This window comes from Lichenicola sp., assembly GCF_965198575.1.
Lineage (GTDB): Bacteria > Pseudomonadota > Alphaproteobacteria > Acetobacterales > Acetobacteraceae > Lichenicola.
The window spans coordinates 1,616,846-1,637,367 of sequence record NZ_OZ240671.1 but is presented as its reverse complement, the minus strand read 5'-3'; the positions used below and the strand labels follow the sequence as shown (position 1 = coordinate 1,637,367).

Sequence of the window (20,522 nt, the reverse complement as noted above, 5' to 3'; positions counted from 1 at the left end):
GCTGATGATACGAAGACGATGGTCGGAACCGTGAAACTGCCGCCTCGCCGTGCGCTGGCCGGGGCGGTGGCGGCCGTACTGGTCGTCGCGATGGCGGTCGATACCAAGGTCGTGCGGATCGGCTCGCCCGCGGACGTGCAGGCGGACGTGTTTTCGCCGGCCAAATTCGGCGCGTCGGAGTTTTCGAAGGTTCAGGCTGCGGTCGAGAGCAAGGCGGTCGACGCCGCCGCATTGGCGACCGCGATCGGCAAGGACCAGGACGCTGCGGCGAAGCAATACGGCGTCCCGGCGGATGCAGGTTCCGAGATCCCGGTGAAGTTCACCGGCAAGGTCAGCGGCGAGGATTCCGGTGTCTGCACCGTCACGGTGCCAGGCGTTCCGGACGGCACCCAGATCACCGTGCAGACCGGACCGGCGATCATCGGTACGGATCTGCGCGATGTGACCGGCACGATCACATTCGGCCAGTTCAGGAACCAGATCGAATATCAGAACGCCGGTGCCGCTCTGAACACCGTGATGAAGCAGCAGGTCCTTTCGAAGATCGATACGAGCAAGCTTACCGGCAAGACCATATCCGTCGTCGGCGTGCTGTTGTTGACCGATCCGGGAAACTGGGTCGTCACGCCCGTGCAGCTCACCGTGCAATGAGTGCGTCTGCCCATGCGGCGGTCGATGCGGATTCGGTGGTGCTGTCGGCCCGCAACATCGCCAAGATCTACGGCAGCACGCACGCCCTGAAAGGTGTCAACTTCGACATCCACCGCGGCAAGGTGACCACGCTGTTCGGAGAGAACGGCGCCGGCAAGTCGACACTGATGAAGATCCTGTCCGGTGTCGCGACGCCGACTTCGGGCGACATCCATCTCGATGGCCGCCCGGTCACGTTTCCATCGACGGTGGCGGCGCGGGATGCCGGCATCTCGATCATCCACCAGGAATTGAGCCTGGCACCGAACCTCAGCGTGCGGGACAACATCTTCCTGGGCCGCGAGCTGCGCCACGCGACCGGCGTCGACTTTGCCGAGGAGGCGCGACAGACCCGGACGCTGATGATGGAGCTCGAGGAGGATATCGAGCCGGAGACGCTGGTCGAGGATCTGCGGCTCGGGCAGCAGCAGATCGTCGAGATCGCACGCGCGCTGTCCGTCGATGCGCGCATCCTCATCATGGACGAGCCGACGTCCGCGCTGAGTGCGACCGAAGTCGAGGTGCTGTTCAAGGTGATCCGCGACCTCACCAGCCGTGGCGTGTCGATCGTGTATATCAGCCACCATCTCGAAGAGGCTTTGCAGATCACCGACTACGCCGTGGTGCTCCGCGACGGTGCGATCACCGCAACCGCGGAAGCGCGCGATATCGATCTGCAGTGGATCGTCCACAACATGGTCGGCGACCATTACGATCGCGGCTCACCGCCCTCCGGATACCAGTTCGGCGAAGTGGTGCTTTCGGTTCGCGATGTCTGCGTCGATGACACGTCCGGTTCCGGCGCCCTGGTGGTGGACCACCTGTCGCTCGACGTGCGCGCGGGCGAAATCGTGTGCATCTACGGCCTGATGGGCGCCGGGCGAACCGAGCTGCTGGAGTCGATCGCCGGCCGCGTGCCGATGGCGAGCGGCGAGGTGTTTCTCGAACGGCAGCCGCTTGCCGGACTGAGCATTGCGCAGCGTATCGCCAAAGGCCTGGTGCTGGTGCCGGAAGATCGCCAGCGGGACGGTCTCGTGCAGACGATGTCGGTGGGCGAGAATGTCTCGCTGGCGAATATCGGGGCGTTCACAAGGCGGTTGCTGACGTCGCGGACTCGCGAACGCGCCCTGGTCGACGCGTCGATCCGAAATGTCCATATCAAGACCGCCGGCGGCAGCGTCCCGATCGGGTCGCTGTCCGGCGGCAACCAGCAGAAGGTCGTCATCGGCAAGATGCTGGCGACCAACCCCAGGATGATCCTGCTGGACGAGCCGAGCCGCGGTATCGATATCGGCGCCAAGGCCGAGGTTTTCAGGCTGCTCGGAGAAAAGGCGGAGCAGGGTCTTGCTGTCCTGTTCTCGACCTCGGAGGTGCAGGAGTGCCTGAGCATCGCGCACCGGATCGTTGTCATGCGGCGGGGGCGGATCTCCGCCGAGTTCGGACCCGACGTGCCGAAGGAGGAAATCATGGCGGCTTCCGGCGAAGCGGTCGTCAGTTGACGATGAACAGGAAGCAGAGTCTGCCAGCATGACAAAGACCATCACGCCGTCCCGGGCCGGCGGCAGATTCGAAATCGGCAGGCTGCTCCTGGAGGGCCGTGCGTTTTTTGCGTTGATCGTCATCATCGCGGTCTTTTCGCTGCTGTCGCCGTACTATTTCTCGGTCAACAACTTCCTGACCATGGCCTCGCATGTCGCGATCTTCGGCATCCTTGCGGTCGGCATGCTGCTCGTCATCCTCAATGGCGGCATCGACCTGTCGGTCGGCTCGACGCTCGGCTTGTGCGGCGTGATTGCCGGCTTCCTGATGCAGGGCGTGACGATCACGCAATTCGGCGTGACGCTCTATCCGCCGGTCTGGGTCGTGGTCATCCTGACCTGCGTGCTGGGCGGCCTGGTCGGGCTGATCAACGGCGTCCTGGTCGCGCGCTTCAAGGTGCCGGCGTTCGTCGCGACGCTGGGGGTGATGTATGTGGCACGTGGCGCGGCACTCCTGATCACCAACGGCCTGACCTACAATAATCTCGGCGGCAGGCCCGAACTCGGCAATACCGGCTTCAACTGGCTCGGCTTCAATCACCTGTTCGGGATCCCGATCGGCGTCGTCGTGCTGGTGGTCGTGGCGCTTGCAGGCAACCTCGCCCTGAGCCGAACGGCGTACGGTCGCTGGCTGTACGGCTCCGGCGGCAACGAGCGTGCGGCCGAGCTTTCCGGTGTTCCCGTCAGGACCGTGAAGGTCTCGGTTTACGTGCTCTCGGGGATCTGTGCTGCGGTTGCCGGCCTGATCCTGTCGTCGCAGTTGACTTCGGCCGGTCCGACCGCGGGAACCTCCTACGAATTGACCGCGATCGCCGCCGTGGTGATCGGCGGCGCCGCGCTCACCGGGGGTCGCGGCAACGTACGCGGCACCCTGCTCGGGGCGTTCGTGATCGGCTTCCTGTCGGACGGATTGGTCATCATCGGCATCTCGTCCTACTGGCAGACGGTATTCACAGGCGCCGTGATCGTGCTGGCAGTGCTGCTGAACGCCATCCAGTATGGCGGCCGCGCGAAACGCCCGGCCGCGGCGCAACCGAGCTAGACGGCACTAAATCTTCTATTAGGGGAACATCATGTCCAGGAAAAAACTACTTCTGACGTTCACGGCGCTCGCACTCGCGGTGCCTGTGCTGGCAGGCGTGTCCAAGCCGGCGGCGGCGGCCGGCGGCCTCATCTCGATCATCGTCAACGACCCGTCGAACCCGTACTGGCTCACCGAGGGCAAGGTCGCATCGGCCGAAGCGGAGAAGCTCGGCTACCAGTCGAAGGTCGGCGCGTCGAAGGGTGATACCAACACCGAGTCCAACCTCATCGACACCGCGATCACCAACCGCTCGGTGGCGATCATTCTCGATCCGGCCAATGCGAGCGGATCGATCGGTGCCGTGAAGCGCGCCATCGCCGCCAAAATCCCGGTGTTTCTGGTGAACGCGGAGATCAACCAGGCCGGCCTTGCAAAGGCGCAGCTGGTCTCGAACAACGCACAGGGTGCGGCCCTGGGCGCACAGCAGTGGGTCAAGGATGTCGGCCAGAAGGGCAACTATGTCGAGCTGCTGGGATCCCCGTCCGACAACAACGCAGCGACGCGCTCGAACGGATACACGACCGTCCTGACGCAGTATTCCGGCCTGGTGAAGGCCGGCTCGCAGGTCGCAAATTGGGATCGGACGCAGGGCCACGACAAGATGCAGAACCTGCTGCAGGCGCATCCCGACATCATCGGCGTGATCAGCGGCAATGACGAGATGGCGCTGGGCGCGATCGCGGCGCTGAAGGAAGCCGGCAAGCTGTCGAGCATCAAGGTCGGCGGCTTCGACGGATCCCCGGATGCCGTTGCGGCGATCAAGGCCGGCGAGCTGCAATACACCGTGCTGCAGCCGGTCGCGATCTTCTCGGCGAAGGCTGTCGACGAGGCGGACCATTTTCTGAAGACCGGCAAGACCGGAGTTGCCAACGAAAAGCAGTTGTTCAACTGTGTCCTGATCACCAAGTCCAATACCAGCCGTTACGTTTCGGCGTTCACGCTCGGCAAGTAGCCCTGCAGAAGTGGAGCTCAATCATGGCTGACGACAAACTTCGCATCGTGATCGGTTGCGACGAGGCCGGGACCAGGTTCCGTGATGCGCTGCTGGCCGACCTTCGGAAGCACCCGGGTGTTTCCGAGGTCGAGGATGTGGGTGTCGTCGGCAACGACACCACCGCATATCCGCACATCGCGGTGCGCGCGGCACGCATGGTTGCCGACGGCCGCGCCGACCGGGCGTTGCTGATCTGCGGCACCGGTCTCGGCGTCGCGATCAGCGCCAACAAGGTGCCGGGCATCCGTGCCGTGACCGCGCACGACATGTATTCCGTGCAGCGCGCGATCCTGAGCAACGACGCGCAGGTGCTGTGCCTGGGCGAGCGCGTCATCGGGCTGGAACTGGCGCGCGTGCTGGTGGGCGAATGGCTGAAGCACCGGTTCGACCCGGCCTCGAACTCGGCCTCCAAGGTGGCGGCGATCCATGAGTACGAGGCGGCGGCCGTACCTGCCGCTTAACGCCTCATCCCGCGGCGTCGTCGATATCCCGGATCAGCTCATCCAGGCTGGTCCGGATGCCGACGTAAAGCGCGCTGATCTCGTCCGTCGGCGGAAGCAGATTTGGGACCATGACCGTCATCATGCCGGCGGCGGATGCGGCGCGTATACCGTTATGCGAGTCTTCCAGCGCCAGGCACGCTCCCGGCTGGATCTGCAACCTCGATGCGGCCGTCAGGAACGTCTCCGGATGCAGCTTGGCGCACGTGACGTCGTCCCTGGTCACGACCGCGGCGAAACGGTGCAGGATCCCTGCCTCCTGCAGATGGCGTGTGGCGAGCGCCCGGCCGGTCGATGTGGCGACCGCGTGCGGCAGGCGGTGGCAATCCAGTGCATCGAGCAATGCGTGCACGCCCGGTCGTAGCGGAATCCCTCCCTCGCACAGGCGCGCGAACTCGGTCTGGAAGCGGGCATCGTAGGAGCGAAGGTCGAAGGCGGGGCCGAACGCTTCCGCCAGCCTGACCTCTGTCTGGTCCCGCGGAACGCCGATCAGCGTGCCGTGCAGCGCGTCGCTTATGGGATAGCCCAGCGCCGCAGACGCGAACTGGTGCGCCTGGCGGTAGAGCGTCTCGGTGTCGAGCAGCAGCCCGTCCATGTCGAACACGACCGCCTGCGGCATGTGCGGGAGCAGGCGAGCGATCCTGTCGTCGTGGTCTGCCATGTCTACTCGCCCTCCTCGTCGTGCCGGCCACGGGAGCGCATCGCGCTGAGCCGCCGCTTCATCTGTGCGATGCGTTTCTGGTGCTCGGCGCCGCGACGCATCGCCACACCCACGGCCAGGATGTCGATCAGCACCAGGGCCGCCAGGCGCGAGATCGTCGGTGTGTAGATATCGGTGTTCTCCAGCGTCTCGATGACCGGCAGCTCGTGGCAGAGCCGTGCCATCCGGCCACCGGCGCGGCCGGAGATGCCGATGATGGTGGCACCGGCCTCCTTCGCCACGCCCGCGACCTCGAGCAGGCCGGTGGTCTGGCCGGTGTTGGAAATTGCCACCCCGACGTCGCCCGGTTGCATCATCGAGGCGGCAATGAATTGCTGGTGGCTGTCGGAATGCACGCTGCATGGCACGCCGAACAACGGGAATTTCTGCTGCGCGTCGGCGGCGACGATCCAGGAGGCGCCGAAGCCGAAGAACTCGATCCGGGTCGCCGCCACCAGCAGGTCGATCGCGCGCGCGACCGCCTCGTGATCGAGCTGGGTGCGCGCCCAGTCGAGGCTCGTCATGGTGTAGTCGAATACCTTGTCGGTCAGTTCCTGCGGCGTGTCGGTCGCGGCCAGCACCGACTGCGTGGCCGGCACCCCGAGCGCGACGCTGTGGGCGAGCTTGAGCTTGAAGTCCTGGAACCCCTCGAACCCGAGCGCGGCGCAGAACCGCATCACCGTCGGCTCGCTGACCCCGGCGCGTCGTGCGGTTTCATCCACCGTCGCGAGCAACGCCGCCTGCGGATCGGACAGGATGTGCTCGGCCACCCGGGGGTCGGACTTTCGCAGATTCGGGAGCCGCACCAGGATCAGCTCCAGCACGTTCCGGCCCGACATCGCCGTCCGGTCGGTGCCGTGGCCGGTCTTCTCCTCGGTGCTCGACATCTGGCTCCTCGTGCGCGGTGGCGGGTTCAGGCGCCGAGCAGGAGCGCGTGTTGCGTATCGGGACGCAGAAGTCCAGGGCGCAGGTCACGCTCAGCATGGCGTTCGGCGAGAGCGTCGATCGCATCCGGATCGGCCGTGTTGAAGGCGAACAGCCCGAAATGATGCGGGATCAGGGTGGCAATCCCGGCATCCGCGGAAAGCCCGACGGCCTCCTCCAGGGTGAAGTTGCCCGGCACTCCGGCGGCAGCCCGCTCGGCGTCGCGGCCATTCACCGGCAGCAGCGCGAGATCGGCCTCGAGGCCGCGCACATGCTCCAGCAGTCCGTCATACGGGATGCAGTCCTCGCCATGGTACAGGCGCAGGCCGCTCGCCGCGATGCCGTAGCCGAGGAAACGGTGGTGCCCGGCCTCGTCCTGCTCCAGCCGCTCGTGCGCCGCCGGAATCGGGTGAAGCACCAGGTCGATGCCGCCCAACGGACGGACCTTCTGGCCCGCGTCGGCGAGGATAAGGCGGCCGGGGTCGAGCCCCAGCGCCACGGCATGCACGGACTCGGCGGCCGGAACGACGAAGTGGCAGTCCGGGTGGCGGGTGGCGATCACCGGCAACGTGCCCGGGTCCATGTGGTCGCTGTGGCGGTGGGTGCAGACCACCAGGTCGACCCGCGTGAAGCCGTCGGCGGCAATCGGCGCGGCCATCATGCGGGTATAGGATCGCGGCCCGCCACGATATTTCTCTGCCAGATGGTTTGACAGGTAGGAGTCGATCAGGATCACCGCCGGACCGATCCGAAGCACGAACCCGGCTTGCCCGAGCCAGGCGAGTGCCACGTCGGCATCAGGCGCCGCGGGCCGTGCCAGCCAGGCGCCGAGGCCGCCGTTCAGGTCCTGGCGAACGATCCGCATCTATCCGGCGTGCGCCACGCGGAGTGCCGCACGCAGGTTCTCGACCGCGCCGACGGTCGCCCGGCGCACGCTCTCTGCGGTCAGGCCACCGATATGCGGCGTGGCAATCACCCGCGGGTGCGACAGCAACGCCGACGGCGCCGGCGGCTCGATCGCGAACACGTCGGTCGCATAGACGCGCACATGCTCCCATTCGAGGGCGGCAAGCATGGCCGGCGCCGATCAGGAATGCCTCCGCGCCTGGGTGACCGGACCAATGCTCCGGCGGCACGATCGCATCCAGCGCCAGGCGTGCCGAAATCGGGTCCTTGCCATGGCCGATCAGCGTGCCATCGCGCTTCGAGAGGCAGCTCACCTCGTGCAGCGAGCGCGCGTGCGGATCGAGCTCGTCGAACAGGTCCGACGCCGCGTGCAACAGGTCGATCTTGTGCGCCGTCACCAGGGCACCCTTAGAGAGCGGATCGGCGGCGATGAAGGCGACGACCTGCCGGTAGTCTTCGGGGCGCGCGTGCAGCGGCAGGTCGATGCCGTTGATGGCGCAGTCACCGAGACCCAGCCCCTCGGCCCAGCGCGGGAAGATCGCCATGATCGAGGATTGGCCGGTGCTGACACCGACGAAGTGCAGCGTCGGCCTGGTGGCGGGGGCGGGGAGCTGCATCAGGTGGCCTCGCGTGCATCGCGGGCGAGCCGGAGCGCCTCCTCGGCATTGCGCCGGATGCCGGCCCAGTCGGCCTCGCGGATCATGTTCCGGGAGGCGATCCAGGTGCCGCCGACCGCCACCACCGACGGTTCGCGCAGCCACTCGCCCAGGTTCGTGCGGGTGACGCCGCCGGTCGGGATGAAGCGCAGCCCGTGCAGCGCGAAGGGTGCCGAGATCGAGCGCAGCATCGGGATGCCGCCGGCCGGCATGGCGGGGAAGAACTTGAAGGTGCGGATGCCGTGCGCGAGGCCGGCCTGCAGGTCGGACGGCGTCATCGCGCCCGGGACGTAGGCGAGTTCGAGCTCGTCGGCCTGCCTGATCAGAACCGTGTCGAGCCCGGGCGCCAACGCGAATGCCGCCCCCGCCTCGGCGGCGCGCTTCAGGTCGTGCGCGTTGATCACGGTGCCGGCGCCGACCATCATGTCGGGGTAGCGCTCGGCGATGCGGGCGATGACTTCGGCCGCCGCGTGGGTGCGGAAGGTGACTTCCACCACGCCAAGCCCGGCCTCGAGCAGCGTTTCGGCCAGCGCCTCGCCCTCCGCCACGCCGTCGATCTCGACCACCGGGATCACGCCGAAGACAGTCGCCTCGCGCAGGACGGGTTCGATGTCGCGCATTATTCGGTCGCTCCGGTTGCCGTGGAACGAAACCGGTAGCGCGGATTGGGCACCTGCTTCCAGCCGCCGGTGCCGTCATCGACGATCAAGTCGCGTATGCCGCCGGCGCGTTCGATGATCGCGTAGTCCTGGCCTGCATCGGCCGGATAGCAGAACAGGGTGATCAGCGGCTCGGCGCCGACATTCACGCTGCGATGGATCCAATGCGGCGCCACATACACCACGCTGTTCGGCGTCATCGGCTCGGCGCGGACGGTGCCGTCCTCGAGCTCCATCAGCATCACGCCACGCCCGGACTGGCGGACATAGATTTCCGGCCGGTCGCTGACCGCATGGATATGGCCGCGCGTGAAGATGAATTCGTCGCCGACCTTGCCCGGGTACAGGGTGCTCATCGAACACGACGAGGCGGCCGCTCGTGACGGCGCGGCACTGCTCGCCGGAGCCGGCGCCGAGGCGTCCTGGCGGCTGGTCGACGTGACCGACCCCGCGGCGCTTGACGCAGCCGCAGCCGCGATCGAACAGAAAGTCGGTGCCGTCGAGATCCTGGTGTGCTGCGCCGGCATCGCCATCAGCGGGGTCGCCGCCGAGACCGCCACGCCGGCGCAGTGGCGGCAGGTGATCGACGTCAACCTGAACGGGGTGTTCTGGTCCTGCCAGTCGTTCGGACGCGCCATGCTGGAGCGCGGCCGCGGCGCCATCGTGAACATGGGCTCGATGTCCGGCCTGGTGGTGAACCGCCCGCAGGAACAGGCGTCCTACAACGCCTCCAAGGCAGCCGTGCACCAGCTGACGAAGTCGCTGGCCGCGGAATGGGCGCCGCGTGGCATCCGCGTCAACGCGGTGGCGCCGACGTACATCGACACGCCGATGACCCGCTACGGCCTGCAGGATGAGCGCCTGAAGCAGGCCTGGCTCGACGCCACACCGATGGGCCGGGTCGGCCGCACCGACGAGATCGCCTCGGTGGTCTTGTTCCTGGCGCCGGAAGCGGCCAGCCTGCTGACCGGAAGCATCGTGGTCGCCGACGCCGGCTATACCTGCTGGTAGGCGCCTGCATCTGCTAGCGTGAGTGCCATGGCCGTCATCAACTATCTGACCCGCATCGAGTTCGAGGCAGGAGCCATCTCCAGGTTGCCGGAACTGCTGGACGGCCTCGGCGTCCGGCGGCCGCTGCTGGTGACCGATCGCGGCCTTGTCGCCACCGGCCTGGTCGACCGTGTCGTGGCGCTGCTGCCGAGCGCCACGGCAATCTTCGACCGCACCCCCGCCAATCCCACCGAAGCTGCTGCCATCGAGGCGGCGACGTTGTATCGCGGCTCCGGGTGCGACGGCATCGTCGGGCTCGGCGGCGGATCGTCGATCGATCTCGCCAAGGCGGTGCGGCTGCTCTCCGGGCATGATGGACCGCTCGCGCAATACACCGCCGTCGCCGGCGGCGTGTCGCGGATCCACGGCAGGATCTGCCCGCTGATCGCCGTCCCCACCACCGCCGGGACCGGCTCCGAGGTCGGACGCGCGGCCGTCATCATCACCGCCGACGGCCGCAAGCTCGGCATCATCAGCCCGTTCATGCTGCCGAGCATCGCGTTGTGCGACCCCGAGCTGACCCTCGGCCTGCCGCCGTTCCTCACCGCGGCGACCGGCATGGATGCGATCTCGCATTGCCTGGAAACCTACATGGCGCCGGCGATCAATCCGCCCGCCGACGCCATCGCGCTCGACGGCCTGAAGCGGGGCATCGCCAATATCCGCGTGGCTGTCACCAATGGTGCGGACCCGCAGGCGCGCTGGGAGATGATGATGTGCGCCCTCGAGGGTGCGTTGGCGTTCCAGAAGGGCCTCGGCGCGGTGCATGCGCTGACCCATCCGCTCGGCGCGATCCGCGAGCTCGGGCTGCATCACGGCACCCTCAATGCGGTCTTGATGCCGGCCGTGCTGCGCTTCAACCGTGACGTCATCGGCCGCAAGTGGCAGGTGCTGCACGACATCCTCGGCGGCGAGCCGGACGTCGTGATCGCCGATTTGTGCCGCGGGATCGGACTTCCCCGCGGCCTGGCCGAGATGGGCGTAACGGATGCGATGATGCAGCAGATCGCCGGCGAGGCGTTGCTGGACCACTGCCATCCGACCAATCCGCGCCTGCCGACACGGGAGGATTACCTCGCCTTGTTGCAGGATTCCGCATCGAGCCGGGGCACGACATGAAGGCTTCCACCCGCAGACGCTTCAAGCGCAGCGACATCGAGGTCACGAAACTCGGGATGGGCAGCGCGCCGCTCGGCGGACTGTATGCGCCGGTTTCCGCCGACGACGCGCGCGGCGCCCTCGAGGCGGCCTGGGACGCCGGCATCCGCTATTTCGATACCGCACCGATGTATGGGCGTGGCCGCTCGGAGCATCTGGTGGGCGAGTTCCTGCGCTCGCGGCCTGCTGAGGACGGCTTCCGCATCAGTACCAAGGTCGGCCGGCTGATGACCAATGCACGCCCCGGCCGGGTGCTGCCGCCCGAGGCACCCGTGAACGAGTTCGATACCGGCTGGCACAGCGGCCTGCCGTTCGTCGAGCTGTTCGACTATTCCTATGACGGCATCATGCGCAGTTTCGATGACAGCCAGCAGCGCACCGGACTGAAGCGGTTCGACATCCTCTACGTGCACGATATCGGCCGGGTGACGCACGGCGCCGCGCACGATGCGCACTGGTCTGCGCTCACCCGGGGCGGCGGTTTCCAGGCACTTTCCGCACTCCGCCAGGCCGGGCTCGTCGACGCCATCGGTCTCGGCGTCAATGAATGGGAAGTCATTCGAGACGCGATGGAGGAGATCGATCTCGATTGCTGCCTGCTGGCCGGCCGCTACACGCTGCTCGACCAGGGTGCCGCGGAGCAATTCCTGCCGCTGGCACGCGCACGCGACGTCGATGTGGTGATCGGCGGCGTGTTCAATTCCGGCATCCTCGCAGGCGTCGGTGCGGGGCCGGCAAAATTCGACTATGTCGACGCACCGCCGGCAATCATCGAGCGTGTGGAGCGGATCGCCGCGATCTGCGCCAGGCATGACATCCCGCTGGCGGCGGCGGCGATCCAGTTCCCGATCGCCCACCCGGCCGTTGCCGCCATCCTGATCGGTGGCCGAACGGCGCTGCAGGTTCAGCAGGCCGTAACCTGGTTCGAGACGCCGATTCCGCCCGGGCTGTGGGCCGACCTGCTCGCTGCCGACCTGATCCCGGCCAACATGACGCAGGGCTGATCATGCTCGATTGCCACCAGCATTTCTGGAAGCTCTCCCGCAACGACTATGACTGGATGGGCGAGCATGTCGCGCCCCTGCTGCGCGATTTCATGCCGGACGACCTGCGGCCGCTGATGGCGCGCTCGGGGATCACCCGGACGATTGTCGTGCAGGCCGCCGCGACCGAGGCGGAGACGGAATTCCTGCTCGGGTTGGCGGCGGAAACTGATTTCATCGCGGGCGTCGTCGGTTGGCTGGATCTCGATGCGGACGATTTTCCGGACCGGATGCAGCGTTTCCGGCGCAACCCGTTCTTTGTCGGCGTCAGGCCGATGCTGCAGGATCTGAGACAGGATGACTGGATCCTGCGCCCGCGTGTGCTCCGCAGCCTCGCCTGCATCGCCGATGCCGGGATGCCGCTCGACATCCTGACCTTCCCTCGACATCTGCCGCACGTGATCCGCGCATTGCGCGCGACGCCCGGCCTGAAGGCGGTCGTCGATCACCTCTCGAAGCCGCACATTGCCGGCGGAGTTCTGGATCCGTGGCGTGACCATATCCGTGAAATTGCCGCTATGCCCGACGTGTCCTGCAAGCTGTCGGGAATGGTCACCGAAGCCGCGCCCGAAGCATGGCGCCTGGAGGACCTGCGTCCCTACGTCGATCATGTCGTCCAATGTTTCGGACCCCGCCGCCTGATGTTCGGCAGCGACTGGCCAGTCTGCACGCTCGCCGCCTCCTACGGCGAGGTCAACAACGCGGTGCGGGCACTCCTTTCGGCTCATTTCGGCCCTGCCGACATGCACAGGATATTCGCCACCAACGGTGAGGCATTCTACGCGCTTCGCGCCACATAGAAGAGGCAGAAAGTCGCGAGCGGCACTGCGCAAAGCCTGGCCAAGGCGAGAATCACCGCAAGGCGAAGTGGTCAAACAGAAGCGTCTCGGCATGGTGTCTTGTTCCGATGCCGCATTATTCTTTTGCTGACCCCTGCGCGTCCGCCGAAGTGGCTTCATCCGCCGCCATTCGCCAACATGAATTGGACATCCAGGAACGCTGTCACTTGATCGAACCTAAAAGATCCAGTCGACCAACAACTCGCCGCCGGAAACTTCGAGCACCGTGCCGGTGACATACGGGTTGGTCATGAGGAAGACGGCCGCGTGCCCGACGTCGGCCGCCGTCCCGATCCGCCGGGCCGGGAAGGTCGCGCGGACCTTGGCGCGGATTTCCTCGACGGTTGCCGCGGGCAGGACGTCCCAGAAGTCGGTATCGATGAAACCCGGCCGGATCGTGTTGACGCGGATCGGGCCCAGTTCCAGGGCGAGCGACTGCGACAGGGATTCGACAGCCGCGAAGGTCGACGTGACCGCAGCCAGGCCGAGCTTTGCCCGTGCCCCGGTGCCGCCTGTGAGGAAGGTCATCGAGCCGCCAGCCGGCATGTGCGGGGCGGCATGGCGGGCGCAGGCCCAGGTGCCCAGGAACTTGCCCTCCAGGTAGCTGCGGACGCCGCTCATGTCGGCATCCATGAAAGATCCCCAGGACCCCAGTTCCGGTCCGGCGGTGACGACGAGGTGGTCGAAGGGGCCGATGGACTCGAACGTGGCTTGCACGGCCACCTCGTCGCGGATGTCCAGGACGACCTGGTCAAACGCCGCCAGGTCGGGCCGCTCAGCGGCCGAGACGTTGCGGCGGCTGGCGACCGTGACGGCCGCGCCCATGGCGTGGGCGGCCTGGGCAACCCCGAGGCCGATCGCCTTTTTTCCGCCAACGACGACCACGCGCTTGCCGGTGAGGTCGAACGATGGTGCCGGCGGACGTGTCTGCTCGGATGTGGATTTGCTCATGACTGGTGCCCTGCAATTTATGGGTAAGTCCGGGCGTAAGCGCATCGAGGGGACGATTGGCGGCTTGCCAACGCCCGCGCGAGCGCCTGGCCATCGGCGCCGCAAGCTATGATCGCTCAGCCGAGGAGATCCCGCGGATCACGACCTGGACGAAAGACACTTGCAAGAACGCAAGCCGCCCTGGAAGCGGCCCTTACGCTATCGTCCGAACGACGCCACCATCGACACGCAATGAAGCACCTGTTGTGGCAGACGCCTGCTCCGAACAGACATAGACGACCAGGTTTGCGACTTCCTCGGTTGTCGCGAAGCGATGGAGGAGCGTGGTCGGGCGCGACGTTTTCAGGAACTGCTGCTCGGCTTCCTCACGCGTGATGCCTTGCGCGTCTGCGTTCGCCTGCGCCCAGCCTCCCATGATCTCCGAATTCGTCGGACCAGGGAGCACCGAATTGACGGTGACGCCGGTTCCGCCGACCACCTCGGCCAGGCCCCTCGAAATGGCGAGCTGAGCGGTCTTGGTCATGGCGTAGTCGATCATGTCCTTGGGGATTGCGAGCGCGGACTCGCTGCTGATGAAGACGACGCGCCCCCAGCCGCGCTTCATCATGTTCGGGACATAGTGGCGGGACGCGCGAATGCCGCTCATGACGTTGAGCTCGAAGAGTTCGGTCCACTCGCTGTCCTCGACGTCGAAGAAGGACTTCGGGCGCCCGGTTCCGACATTGTTGACGAGAATGTCCGCATCCGGCACCTGCGAAAACAGGTCTGCCGCACCTTCCGGAGTCGCGAGATCCGCGATGACGCCGGTAAACTCTGCGTTCGGCAGGAGTTCGCGAAGCTCACGAAGCGCCGTGGAGACGCGCTTCTCCGTGCGGCCATTGATCACGACCGCGGCGCCGGCGCGCGCCAGCCCCTCGGCGATCGCCCGGCCGATCCCGGCGGTCGATCCGGTGACAACGGCCTGGCGACCCTTCATCTCGATAATCATGACATCGTTCCTCACGTTCGGAGAGACTCCGACGTAGGTGATGTCAGGGCCAGCCATAATCCCTTAGGTTGCCATATGATCAAGTCCTGTGAGGAATGAGTTGGACAGGCTTCATGAGCTGAATGCCTTCATAGCCGTGGTTGAGGCGGGCGGTTTTTCCGCTGCGGCGCGAACAACCGGCGATTCGCAGTCTGCCATCAGCAAGGCAGTCGGCTCATTGGAGAAGCGGCTGGGCGTGATGCTGTTCAACAGAAGCACACGGCGGGTCACCCTGACGGATCAGGGACAAAGATACTATGATCGCACGAAGCCGCTCATCGATGAGATGCAGGATGCGGATACCGAACTGACCAAGGGCACACTCGGTGTATCGGGTCTCATTCGAATCGCCGCATCCGCTACGTTCGGCCGCCTTCATATATTGCCCCTCATCCCCATCCTGTTGTCACGCAACGCCGGCCTGCAGGTGGACCTCATCCTCTCGGACACAGTGCGCGACATGGTGGAGGACCGGATCGACCTGGCGATCCGTGTGGGGGCGGTCGATGAACCCGATGCGGTTGTCAGGCGCGTCGCGGTGACCCCGCTGATCTGCGTCGGATCCCGTCAATATTTCGAGCGCCACGGCATCCCTGAGGTTCCGATGGAGCTTGTCGACCATAACTGCCTTCTGTATGGCGGCCTGGCAGAGTCGAAGAATTGGCCGTTTGTCGGGCGCGACGGCCGGTTCAGCGTGCCGGTTCGGGGGAACCTGTCGTCCAACAGCGTGGAAACGATCCGGACAGCTGTTCTGGCCGGTGTCGGGATTGGCATGTTCGCTGGAGTTTCTCTTTCCGAAGAGCTCAGTCATCCTGATATTATGATCATCCTCAAAGACTTCACGGGTGATGTCAGGGATATAAACCTCGTCTGGCCGAAACGCCGTTTCGTACCGGCCCGCGTCCGCCAGGTGACCGACTTCTTTGCGGAAGCCATTCCGCAGCGGATCTGAAATCGTGCCGGCTCGGTCACCCGTGCGACCGCTGCCGGCTCTCGAAGCGGAGCCGGCTGCCGATCGGTCGGTACAATTCTCTACAGAATGACGGCCTGCCCTGAACCGCCGGACGTGGGCGCGGCGACGTGCTCAGGCCTGTCCCGGCACCCGGGCGCCGCGACGGTTCAGGTAGATCGCATAGACCTCGTGCGTCGCGCAGATGAACAGCCGGCTGTTCCGGTGGCCGCCGAATGTCACGTTGGCCACATGCTGGCCGATCTTGATGCGCCCGATCAGGTCGCCCTCGGGGCTCACGCAATGCACCCCGTCGCCGGCGCTGGTCCAGATGTTGCCGTCGGTGTCGGCGCGGAACCCGTCCGCCGCACCCACCGACGGCGCGTAGAAGTCGCGCTCATTGCCGATGCGGCCGTTCTCCGCGTCCAGCACATCGAACTTGTGGATCTGCCGCTGCACCGTCTCGTCGTGCATGCGGCCGGTATCCGCAATATAGAGATGGCGCTCGTCCGGCGAGAAGCACAGTCCGTTCGGGCCGCTGAACGCATCCGTCACCACCTTCAATTGGCCGTTGCGTGGATCGAAGCGGTACACCTGGGTGGGCAGCTCCTCCTCGGCGAGGCCGAAGCCCTCGTAATCCTGCGCGATGCCGTAATGCGGATCGGTGAACCAGATGGTGCCGTCGGACTTCACCACCACGTCGTTCGGCGAGTTCATGCGCTTGCCCTCGTAGCGGTCGACGAGGGTTGTGAGGGTGCCGTCATGCTCGGTGCGCACGACCGCACGTGGGCCGTGCAGGCACGATATCAACCGCCCCTGCAGATCGCGCGTGTTGCCGTTCGAGTAGTGGCTCGGCTTGCGATACACCGAGATGCCTTCGCCCTCGATCCAGCGCAGCATCCGATTGTTCGGGATGTCGCTGAATAGCAGGCAATTCGCATCGCCGAACCAGACCGGCCCCTCGGCCCACCGGCAGCCATCGGCGATCCGCTCGAGATCCGCATTGAACAGCGTGTACTGTTTGAAGCGCTTGTCGATGACGTCGTAGATGCTCACGGTTCAGCGTCCCCAGATCTGCCGGTAGGCGGCACGGTAGTTGTTGTCCGGGTCATAGATGTCTTTCTTGCCGCCATCCAGGTCGACGTTCTTCGCCGTGACCAGGTGCACCGGCGCCACGTAGCCCGATGCGGGCTGTCCCGCGAACCCGCGATTGAGCTCGTCGATCACCTGCCAGCCCTGCAGCAGCAGCGGCTCGGGCACCGTCGCCGCCTGGAACTGGCCGCCGCGGATGCGCTCGTACGCCGAGTTGCTGCCATCGCCGGCGCTGATGTTCACCGGCGGCCCGGCGGGATCACGGCCGGCGGAGATCAAGGGCGGTCCGATGAAGTCGTAATACAGGTCGTTGATCGCCAGGCTGTAGGTCCATTTCGTGCCATAGCGCTGTAGCAGCGACGTGGTCAGCTGCGAGATGCGCGTGGACGTGTCGGCGAGCGGGGTGTCCTCGAACGACAGCACCGTGCAGCCGGTGCAGGTCTTCATCTCGTCGCGCATCATCTGCGCCTTCGCCAGTGCGATCGCGTAGGCGCTGTCGGTGTAGATGATGACCCCGGCCTTGCCGTCGCTCTCGGCGATCGCGTAATCGGCGGCCACCTTAGCCACCCTAGCGCTGTCGCTGCCGACATTGCTGACGACGTCGTACTCGGGCAGCGGACCGGGTTTCGGCGCGCCGTGCCAGGCCGCGATCTTGATGCCGCTTGCCGCCGCCTGCTTGATGTCGGCGCCGTTCTGCACGATGTCGTAGCCGCCGATGATGATGCCGGCCGGCTTCAGCGCCACCGCCTGGCTGAACGCGGAATGGATGCCGGACACGCTGCCCTGGCCGTCCAGCACGCGCACGTCCCAGCCGATCGCCTTGCCGGCTTCCTTGACGCCGTCGCTGACTTCCTGGATGCCGCCATTGCGCAGATCGGCCGCGACATAGATCACCGTCCGCGCGCTGGCCGCCTTCGGGCCGGTGGTGGGACCGTCCCACTTGGAAGCCGGTGCCGTTGCCGCGGCGACAACCGTTTTCGCCCGCGCCACCACGTCATCCTGGGCATGCGCTGCGCCGGCGCCGATCACCACCGCCAGCCCGATCCCGGCCGAGGCTAATTTCGCTCTGTTCGATGTCATGGCTTCCATTCCCCGTTGATGGCCGCGTTTGTGCGGCGCGTTTTTCATGTGCCGGCTTTATCCGGTACTGGTGGTCGTGCACGTTGCAGCACCCGGCCCATGGCGCGTCGCCGTCCGGTCCAGCCGGCCAGCCCGATGGCGATCAGCAGCGTGGCGCCGTTGAAGGCGGGCTCCACCCAGAAGGCGCCGCCCAGCTGCTCGATGCCGGAGATGCCGATCGCCAGGATCACCACGCCGACCACCGTGCCCCAGATATTCACCCGTCCCGGCGTGATCGTGGTCGAGCCCAGGAAGGCGCCGACCAGCGCCGGCAGCAGGAACTCCAGCCCGACGCTGGCCTGGCCGACGCGCAGCCTGGCGGCCAGGATGATACCGGCGAACGCGGTGATCAGCCCCGACACCATGAAGGCCAGCATGGTGTAGCGCCGGGTCGGGATGCCGTTCAGTTCGGCGGCCCGCGGGTTGGCGCCGATCGCGTACAGGTAGCGGCCGAGCGGCGTGTAGGTCGAGATCACCCACAGCGTCAGCGCCAGCCCGATCACGTAGAAGGCCGGGATCGGTATCCCGAAGATGCGCGCGATATCGAGCTCGAAGAACGCCTGCGGCAGATGCCCGATCACCTGCCGGCCGCCGGTCCACCACAGCGCGATCGCGTAGGTGATGGTGCCGGTGCCGAGTGTCGCGATGAAGCTGTCGATCTGCACCACCTCGACCAGCAGCCCGTTGAGCAGCCCGAACACCAGCCCGAGGGCGAGCACGATCAGCACCGCGAGCGGCCACGGCACGCCGCTGATCTGCAGCGAGATCGCCAGGATGTGCCACAGCACCACGCCGTATCCGACGGTCAGGTCGATCTTGCCGGTCATCATCGGCACGGTTGCGGCCAGCGAGAGCATCGCCACCACCGCCTTGTCGCCCAGCATCGAACGCACGTTCAGCCAGGTCGGAAAGGTGTCCGGCAGGATCGCCGAGAACAGCAGCGCCAGCACGACGGTCAGCACCACGAGCCCGTAGACCGGCAGCAGCCCCATGACCCGGCGGCCGAGCGGCAATCCGCGCTGGCTGCCCGGTGCCGGCTCGAGGGCGGTGGATTTCAGCGACGTCATGCCGGATGTCCTTCGTATGGCGCGGCGGCGGCGAGGGGGGCCGATTGCGGGGTGCCACCGGCGGAGGCAGCGGCGAGCAGGCTCTGCACCGACAGCGCGTCGCGGCCGATCTCCGCGCACACACGGCCCTGGCTGAACACCACCGCCCGGTGGCAGATGGCCGCGACCTCCTCGAAGTCGGTGGCCACCACGATGATCGAGAGCCCGCCCGCCAGCGCCTGGCGCAGCAGCCCGTAGATCTCGGCCTTGGCGCCGACATCCACGCCCGCCGTCGGCTCTTCCAGGATCAGCAGCCGCTTGGCGATGCCGAGCCAGCGCGCCAGCACCACCTTCTGCTGGTTGCCGCCCGACAGCGTCTCCACCGGGCGGCCCGGGTCGTTCGGACGCAGGCTCATCCGCGCCCCGGCCGCGATGCAGTCGGTGCTCTCGGCGCCGGGCGTGCGCAGGCTGAACAGCGCGTGGCCGTGCGCGCCCGGATTGAGGAACACGTTTTCCCGCACGCTGAGCGGCATCCCGAGGCTCTCGCCGACCCGGTCACCGGCGACCAGCCCGACCCCCGCCGCCATCGCCGCCGCTGGCGACACGGGCCGATACTCCCGCCCGCCCAGCGTCATGCGGCCGGCCTCGATCGCGCGGCAGCCGAACAGCGCCCGGCCGATCGCGTCCTGGCCGGCACCGCGCAATCCCACCAGCCCGACCATCTCGCCCTGTCGCAGCGTCAGGCTGACCGGCCCGGCCTCGTCCGCCACAAGCCCGTCCAGCACCAGGCATGTCTCCGTCCCGGCGGCTCCGGGGTGCTGGAACACCTGCTCCGGCGGACGGCCGACGATCATCGTGACCAGGTCGGTGGGGTCGGTCTCGGCGATCCGCTTCACCGCCACCAGCCGGCCATCGCGCAGCACCGCCACGTCGTCCGCCACCTGGAACACCTCGTCGAGCCGGTGCGACACGTAGATCATGCCGATCCCGGTGCGGCGCAGGTCACGCAGGACCGTCAGCAGCCGGACCACCTCGTCGGCGGGCAGGCTGGCGGTCGGCTCGTCCAGCACCAGGATCTCGGCCTTCGCCGCCAGCGCCCGGCCGATCGCCACCAGCGACCGCTCGGTGCGGCTCAGATGCATGATGCGCGCGTCCGGATCGATGTCGGCGCTCATCGCCTGCAGCACCGACAGCGCCTGCGCCCGCGACGCCGACCACGAGATCAGCCCGTGCCGGCGCCGGTAGCCGACACCCAGCGCGATGTTCTCGGCCACCGTCATCCAGTCGATCAGCCCGAGATCCTGATGGATGAAGGCGACCGACTGGCGCGCACCCTTGGCCGCCTTCAGGTGATGATACGGCTGGCCATGCACCAGGATCTGCCCGGCATCGGGGGTGTGGATGCCGGCCAGCATCTTGATCAGGGTGGATTTGCCGGCGCCGTTCTCGCCGAGCAGCGCCAGGATCTCGCCGGCGCGCAGGGTCAGCGACACACCATCGACCGCGAGTGTGCCGCCGAAGCGCTTGGAGACGCCGTCAAATTCCAACAAGGCCGCGTCGGCAGTGTTCATTGCGGCTGCTCTCCCGGCCCCTGTGT

22 protein-coding genes are annotated in these 20,522 nt (G+C 66.6%); 10 read left to right on the top strand and 12 right to left on the bottom strand.

All coding sequences use genetic code 11. The annotated features are described in order from the left end of the window. The first annotated feature begins 18 nt into the window (after window positions 1–18). Genes ACOEQ2_RS07595 through ACOEQ2_RS07575 form a run of 5 tightly spaced genes read left to right on the top strand, consistent with a single transcriptional unit; the run spans window position 19 to window position 4,767 of the window. Window positions 19–651 (top strand): DUF2291 family protein, encoded by a 633-nt coding sequence (locus ACOEQ2_RS07595; RefSeq protein ID WP_419730768.1) that lies wholly within the window; start codon window positions 19–21, stop codon window positions 649–651. Next, complete coding sequence (locus tag ACOEQ2_RS07590) at window positions 648–2,189, top strand: sugar ABC transporter ATP-binding protein (RefSeq protein ID WP_419730767.1); 1,542 nt, start codon at window positions 648–650, stop codon at window positions 2,187–2,189. The genes ACOEQ2_RS07595 and ACOEQ2_RS07590 overlap by 4 nt, the downstream gene beginning before the upstream one ends. Window positions 2,190–2,217: 28 nt before the next feature. Further along, complete coding sequence (locus tag ACOEQ2_RS07585) at window positions 2,218–3,270, top strand: ABC transporter permease (RefSeq protein WP_419730766.1); 1,053 nt, start codon at window positions 2,218–2,220, stop codon at window positions 3,268–3,270. Window positions 3,271–3,301: 31 nt separating this feature from the next. Next, window positions 3,302–4,264 carry a D-ribose ABC transporter substrate-binding protein gene (locus ACOEQ2_RS07580; protein WP_419730765.1) on the top strand — a complete coding sequence of 321 codons (963 nt, stop codon included), beginning with the start codon at window positions 3,302–3,304 and terminating at the stop codon, window positions 4,262–4,264. A 23-nt stretch (window positions 4,265–4,287) separates the two neighbouring features. Continuing rightward, window positions 4,288–4,767, top strand: coding sequence for a ribose-5-phosphate isomerase (locus ACOEQ2_RS07575; RefSeq protein WP_419730764.1), 480 nt, complete (start codon window positions 4,288–4,290; stop codon window positions 4,765–4,767). A 4-nt stretch (window positions 4,768–4,771) separates the two neighbouring features. Here ACOEQ2_RS07575 and ACOEQ2_RS07570 read toward each other — a convergent pair whose 3' ends face one another. The 6 genes from ACOEQ2_RS07570 to ACOEQ2_RS07545 all read right to left on the bottom strand — a co-directional run bounded on the left by ACOEQ2_RS07570 (window position 4,772) and on the right by ACOEQ2_RS07545 (window position 9,007). Continuing rightward, complete coding sequence (locus ACOEQ2_RS07570; protein ID WP_419730763.1) at window positions 4,772–5,467, bottom strand: HAD family hydrolase; 696 nt, start codon at window positions 5,465–5,467, stop codon at window positions 4,772–4,774. Window positions 5,468–5,469: 2 nt separating this feature from the next. Beyond that, a complete protein-coding gene (locus ACOEQ2_RS07565; RefSeq protein WP_419730762.1) occupies window positions 5,470–6,393 on the bottom strand; it encodes an SIS domain-containing protein in 924 nt (307 codons plus the stop codon). 26 nt (window positions 6,394–6,419) lie between these two features. After that, the gene (locus ACOEQ2_RS07560) at window positions 6,420–7,295 is read right to left on the bottom strand and encodes an MBL fold metallo-hydrolase (RefSeq protein WP_419730761.1); all 876 of its coding nucleotides are present in this window, start codon (window positions 7,293–7,295) and stop codon (window positions 6,420–6,422) included. Continuing rightward, window positions 7,296–7,505 (bottom strand): NAD(P)-dependent oxidoreductase, encoded by a 210-nt coding sequence (locus ACOEQ2_RS07555; protein ID WP_419730760.1) that lies wholly within the window; start codon window positions 7,503–7,505, stop codon window positions 7,296–7,298. It abuts the gene before it with no gap. Between the two features lie 447 nt (window positions 7,506–7,952). After that, window positions 7,953–8,612 carry a bifunctional 4-hydroxy-2-oxoglutarate aldolase/2-dehydro-3-deoxy-phosphogluconate aldolase gene (gene eda / locus ACOEQ2_RS07550; RefSeq protein ID WP_419730759.1) on the bottom strand — a complete coding sequence of 220 codons (660 nt, stop codon included), beginning with the start codon at window positions 8,610–8,612 and terminating at the stop codon, window positions 7,953–7,955. Further along, window positions 8,612–9,007 (bottom strand): glucose-6-phosphate isomerase family protein, encoded by a 396-nt coding sequence (locus ACOEQ2_RS07545; protein WP_419730758.1) that lies wholly within the window; start codon window positions 9,005–9,007, stop codon window positions 8,612–8,614. The genes eda and ACOEQ2_RS07545 overlap by 1 nt, the downstream gene beginning before the upstream one ends. On the opposite strand from ACOEQ2_RS07545, the gene ACOEQ2_RS07540 reads away from it, so the two are divergent. Genes ACOEQ2_RS07540 through ACOEQ2_RS07525 form a run of 4 tightly spaced genes read left to right on the top strand, consistent with a single transcriptional unit; the run spans window position 9,000 to window position 12,702 of the window. Continuing rightward, entirely contained in the window at window positions 9,000–9,662 is a 663-nt protein-coding gene (locus ACOEQ2_RS07540) for an SDR family NAD(P)-dependent oxidoreductase (protein ID WP_419730757.1), read from the top strand. The two genes, ACOEQ2_RS07545 and ACOEQ2_RS07540, sit on opposite strands and share 8 nt — an antisense overlap. 27 nt (window positions 9,663–9,689) lie before the next feature. Next, window positions 9,690–10,820 (top strand): iron-containing alcohol dehydrogenase, encoded by a 1,131-nt coding sequence (locus tag ACOEQ2_RS07535; RefSeq protein WP_419730756.1) that lies wholly within the window; start codon window positions 9,690–9,692, stop codon window positions 10,818–10,820. After that, a complete protein-coding gene (locus ACOEQ2_RS07530; RefSeq protein ID WP_419730755.1) occupies window positions 10,817–11,863 on the top strand; it encodes an aldo/keto reductase in 1,047 nt (348 codons plus the stop codon). The genes ACOEQ2_RS07535 and ACOEQ2_RS07530 overlap by 4 nt, the downstream gene beginning before the upstream one ends. 2 nt (window positions 11,864–11,865) lie before the next feature. Beyond that, window positions 11,866–12,702, top strand: a complete 837-nt coding sequence (locus tag ACOEQ2_RS07525) for an amidohydrolase family protein (RefSeq protein ID WP_419730754.1) — start codon at window positions 11,866–11,868, stop codon at window positions 12,700–12,702. A gap of 216 nt (window positions 12,703–12,918) precedes the next feature. Here the strand turns inward: ACOEQ2_RS07525 and ACOEQ2_RS07520 are convergent, their stop codons facing one another. After that, the gene (locus ACOEQ2_RS07520; RefSeq protein WP_419730753.1) at window positions 12,919–13,692 is read right to left on the bottom strand and encodes an SDR family oxidoreductase; all 774 of its coding nucleotides are present in this window, start codon (window positions 13,690–13,692) and stop codon (window positions 12,919–12,921) included. Between the two features lie 193 nt (window positions 13,693–13,885). Further along, entirely contained in the window at window positions 13,886–14,680 is a 795-nt protein-coding gene (locus ACOEQ2_RS07515; protein ID WP_419730752.1) for an SDR family NAD(P)-dependent oxidoreductase, read from the bottom strand. A gap of 100 nt (window positions 14,681–14,780) precedes the next feature. Between ACOEQ2_RS07515 and ACOEQ2_RS07510 the strand changes: the two genes are divergently transcribed. After that, entirely contained in the window at window positions 14,781–15,671 is an 891-nt protein-coding gene (locus ACOEQ2_RS07510; RefSeq protein WP_419730751.1) for a LysR family transcriptional regulator, read from the top strand. 132 nt (window positions 15,672–15,803) lie between these two features. Here the strand turns inward: ACOEQ2_RS07510 and ACOEQ2_RS07505 are convergent, their stop codons facing one another. Genes ACOEQ2_RS07505 through ACOEQ2_RS07490 form a run of 4 tightly spaced genes read right to left on the bottom strand, consistent with a single transcriptional unit; the run spans window position 15,804 to window position 20,496 of the window. Further along, window positions 15,804–16,724: an SMP-30/gluconolactonase/LRE family protein gene (locus ACOEQ2_RS07505; protein WP_419730750.1), complete on the bottom strand. Its 921-nt coding sequence runs from the start codon at window positions 16,722–16,724 to the stop codon at window positions 15,804–15,806. Window positions 16,725–16,727: 3 nt separating this feature from the next. Beyond that, the gene (locus ACOEQ2_RS07500) at window positions 16,728–17,840 is read right to left on the bottom strand and encodes a substrate-binding domain-containing protein (RefSeq protein ID WP_419730749.1); all 1,113 of its coding nucleotides are present in this window, start codon (window positions 17,838–17,840) and stop codon (window positions 16,728–16,730) included. 44 nt (window positions 17,841–17,884) lie between these two features. Next, window positions 17,885–18,946: an ABC transporter permease gene (locus tag ACOEQ2_RS07495; protein WP_419730748.1), complete on the bottom strand. Its 1,062-nt coding sequence runs from the start codon at window positions 18,944–18,946 to the stop codon at window positions 17,885–17,887. After that, entirely contained in the window at window positions 18,943–20,496 is a 1,554-nt protein-coding gene (locus ACOEQ2_RS07490) for a sugar ABC transporter ATP-binding protein (RefSeq protein WP_419730747.1), read from the bottom strand. Before ACOEQ2_RS07490 ends, ACOEQ2_RS07495 begins: the two co-directional genes overlap by 4 nt. Window positions 20,497–20,522 lie beyond the last annotated feature (26 nt).

Coding starts and splice junctions, on each gene's coding strand:
- ACOEQ2_RS07595 (WP_419730768.1), top strand. CDS start 19: ATGGTCGGAACCGTGAAACTGCCGCCTCGCCGTGCGCTGGCCGGGGCG.
- ACOEQ2_RS07590 (WP_419730767.1), top strand. CDS start 648: ATGAGTGCGTCTGCCCATGCGGCGGTCGATGCGGATTCGGTGGTGCTG.
- ACOEQ2_RS07585 (WP_419730766.1), top strand. CDS start 2,218: ATGACAAAGACCATCACGCCGTCCCGGGCCGGCGGCAGATTCGAAATC.
- ACOEQ2_RS07580 (WP_419730765.1), top strand. CDS start 3,302: ATGTCCAGGAAAAAACTACTTCTGACGTTCACGGCGCTCGCACTCGCG.
- ACOEQ2_RS07575 (WP_419730764.1), top strand. CDS start 4,288: ATGGCTGACGACAAACTTCGCATCGTGATCGGTTGCGACGAGGCCGGG.
- ACOEQ2_RS07570 (WP_419730763.1), bottom strand. CDS start 5,467: ATGGCAGACCACGACGACAGGATCGCTCGCCTGCTCCCGCACATGCCG.
- ACOEQ2_RS07565 (WP_419730762.1), bottom strand. CDS start 6,393: ATGTCGAGCACCGAGGAGAAGACCGGCCACGGCACCGACCGGACGGCG.
- ACOEQ2_RS07560 (WP_419730761.1), bottom strand. CDS start 7,295: ATGCGGATCGTTCGCCAGGACCTGAACGGCGGCCTCGGCGCCTGGCTG.
- ACOEQ2_RS07555 (WP_419730760.1), bottom strand. CDS start 7,505: ATGCTTGCCGCCCTCGAATGGGAGCATGTGCGCGTCTATGCGACCGAC.
- eda (WP_419730759.1), bottom strand. CDS start 8,612: ATGCGCGACATCGAACCCGTCCTGCGCGAGGCGACTGTCTTCGGCGTG.
- ACOEQ2_RS07545 (WP_419730758.1), bottom strand. CDS start 9,007: ATGAGCACCCTGTACCCGGGCAAGGTCGGCGACGAATTCATCTTCACG.
- ACOEQ2_RS07535 (WP_419730756.1), top strand. CDS start 9,690: ATGGCCGTCATCAACTATCTGACCCGCATCGAGTTCGAGGCAGGAGCC.
- ACOEQ2_RS07530 (WP_419730755.1), top strand. CDS start 10,817: ATGAAGGCTTCCACCCGCAGACGCTTCAAGCGCAGCGACATCGAGGTC.
- ACOEQ2_RS07525 (WP_419730754.1), top strand. CDS start 11,866: ATGCTCGATTGCCACCAGCATTTCTGGAAGCTCTCCCGCAACGACTAT.
- ACOEQ2_RS07520 (WP_419730753.1), bottom strand. CDS start 13,692: ATGAGCAAATCCACATCCGAGCAGACACGTCCGCCGGCACCATCGTTC.
- ACOEQ2_RS07515 (WP_419730752.1), bottom strand. CDS start 14,680: ATGATTATCGAGATGAAGGGTCGCCAGGCCGTTGTCACCGGATCGACC.
- ACOEQ2_RS07500 (WP_419730749.1), bottom strand. CDS start 17,840: ATGACATCGAACAGAGCGAAATTAGCCTCGGCCGGGATCGGGCTGGCG.
- ACOEQ2_RS07495 (WP_419730748.1), bottom strand. CDS start 18,946: ATGACGTCGCTGAAATCCACCGCCCTCGAGCCGGCACCGGGCAGCCAG.
- ACOEQ2_RS07490 (WP_419730747.1), bottom strand. CDS start 20,496: ATGAACACTGCCGACGCGGCCTTGTTGGAATTTGACGGCGTCTCCAAG.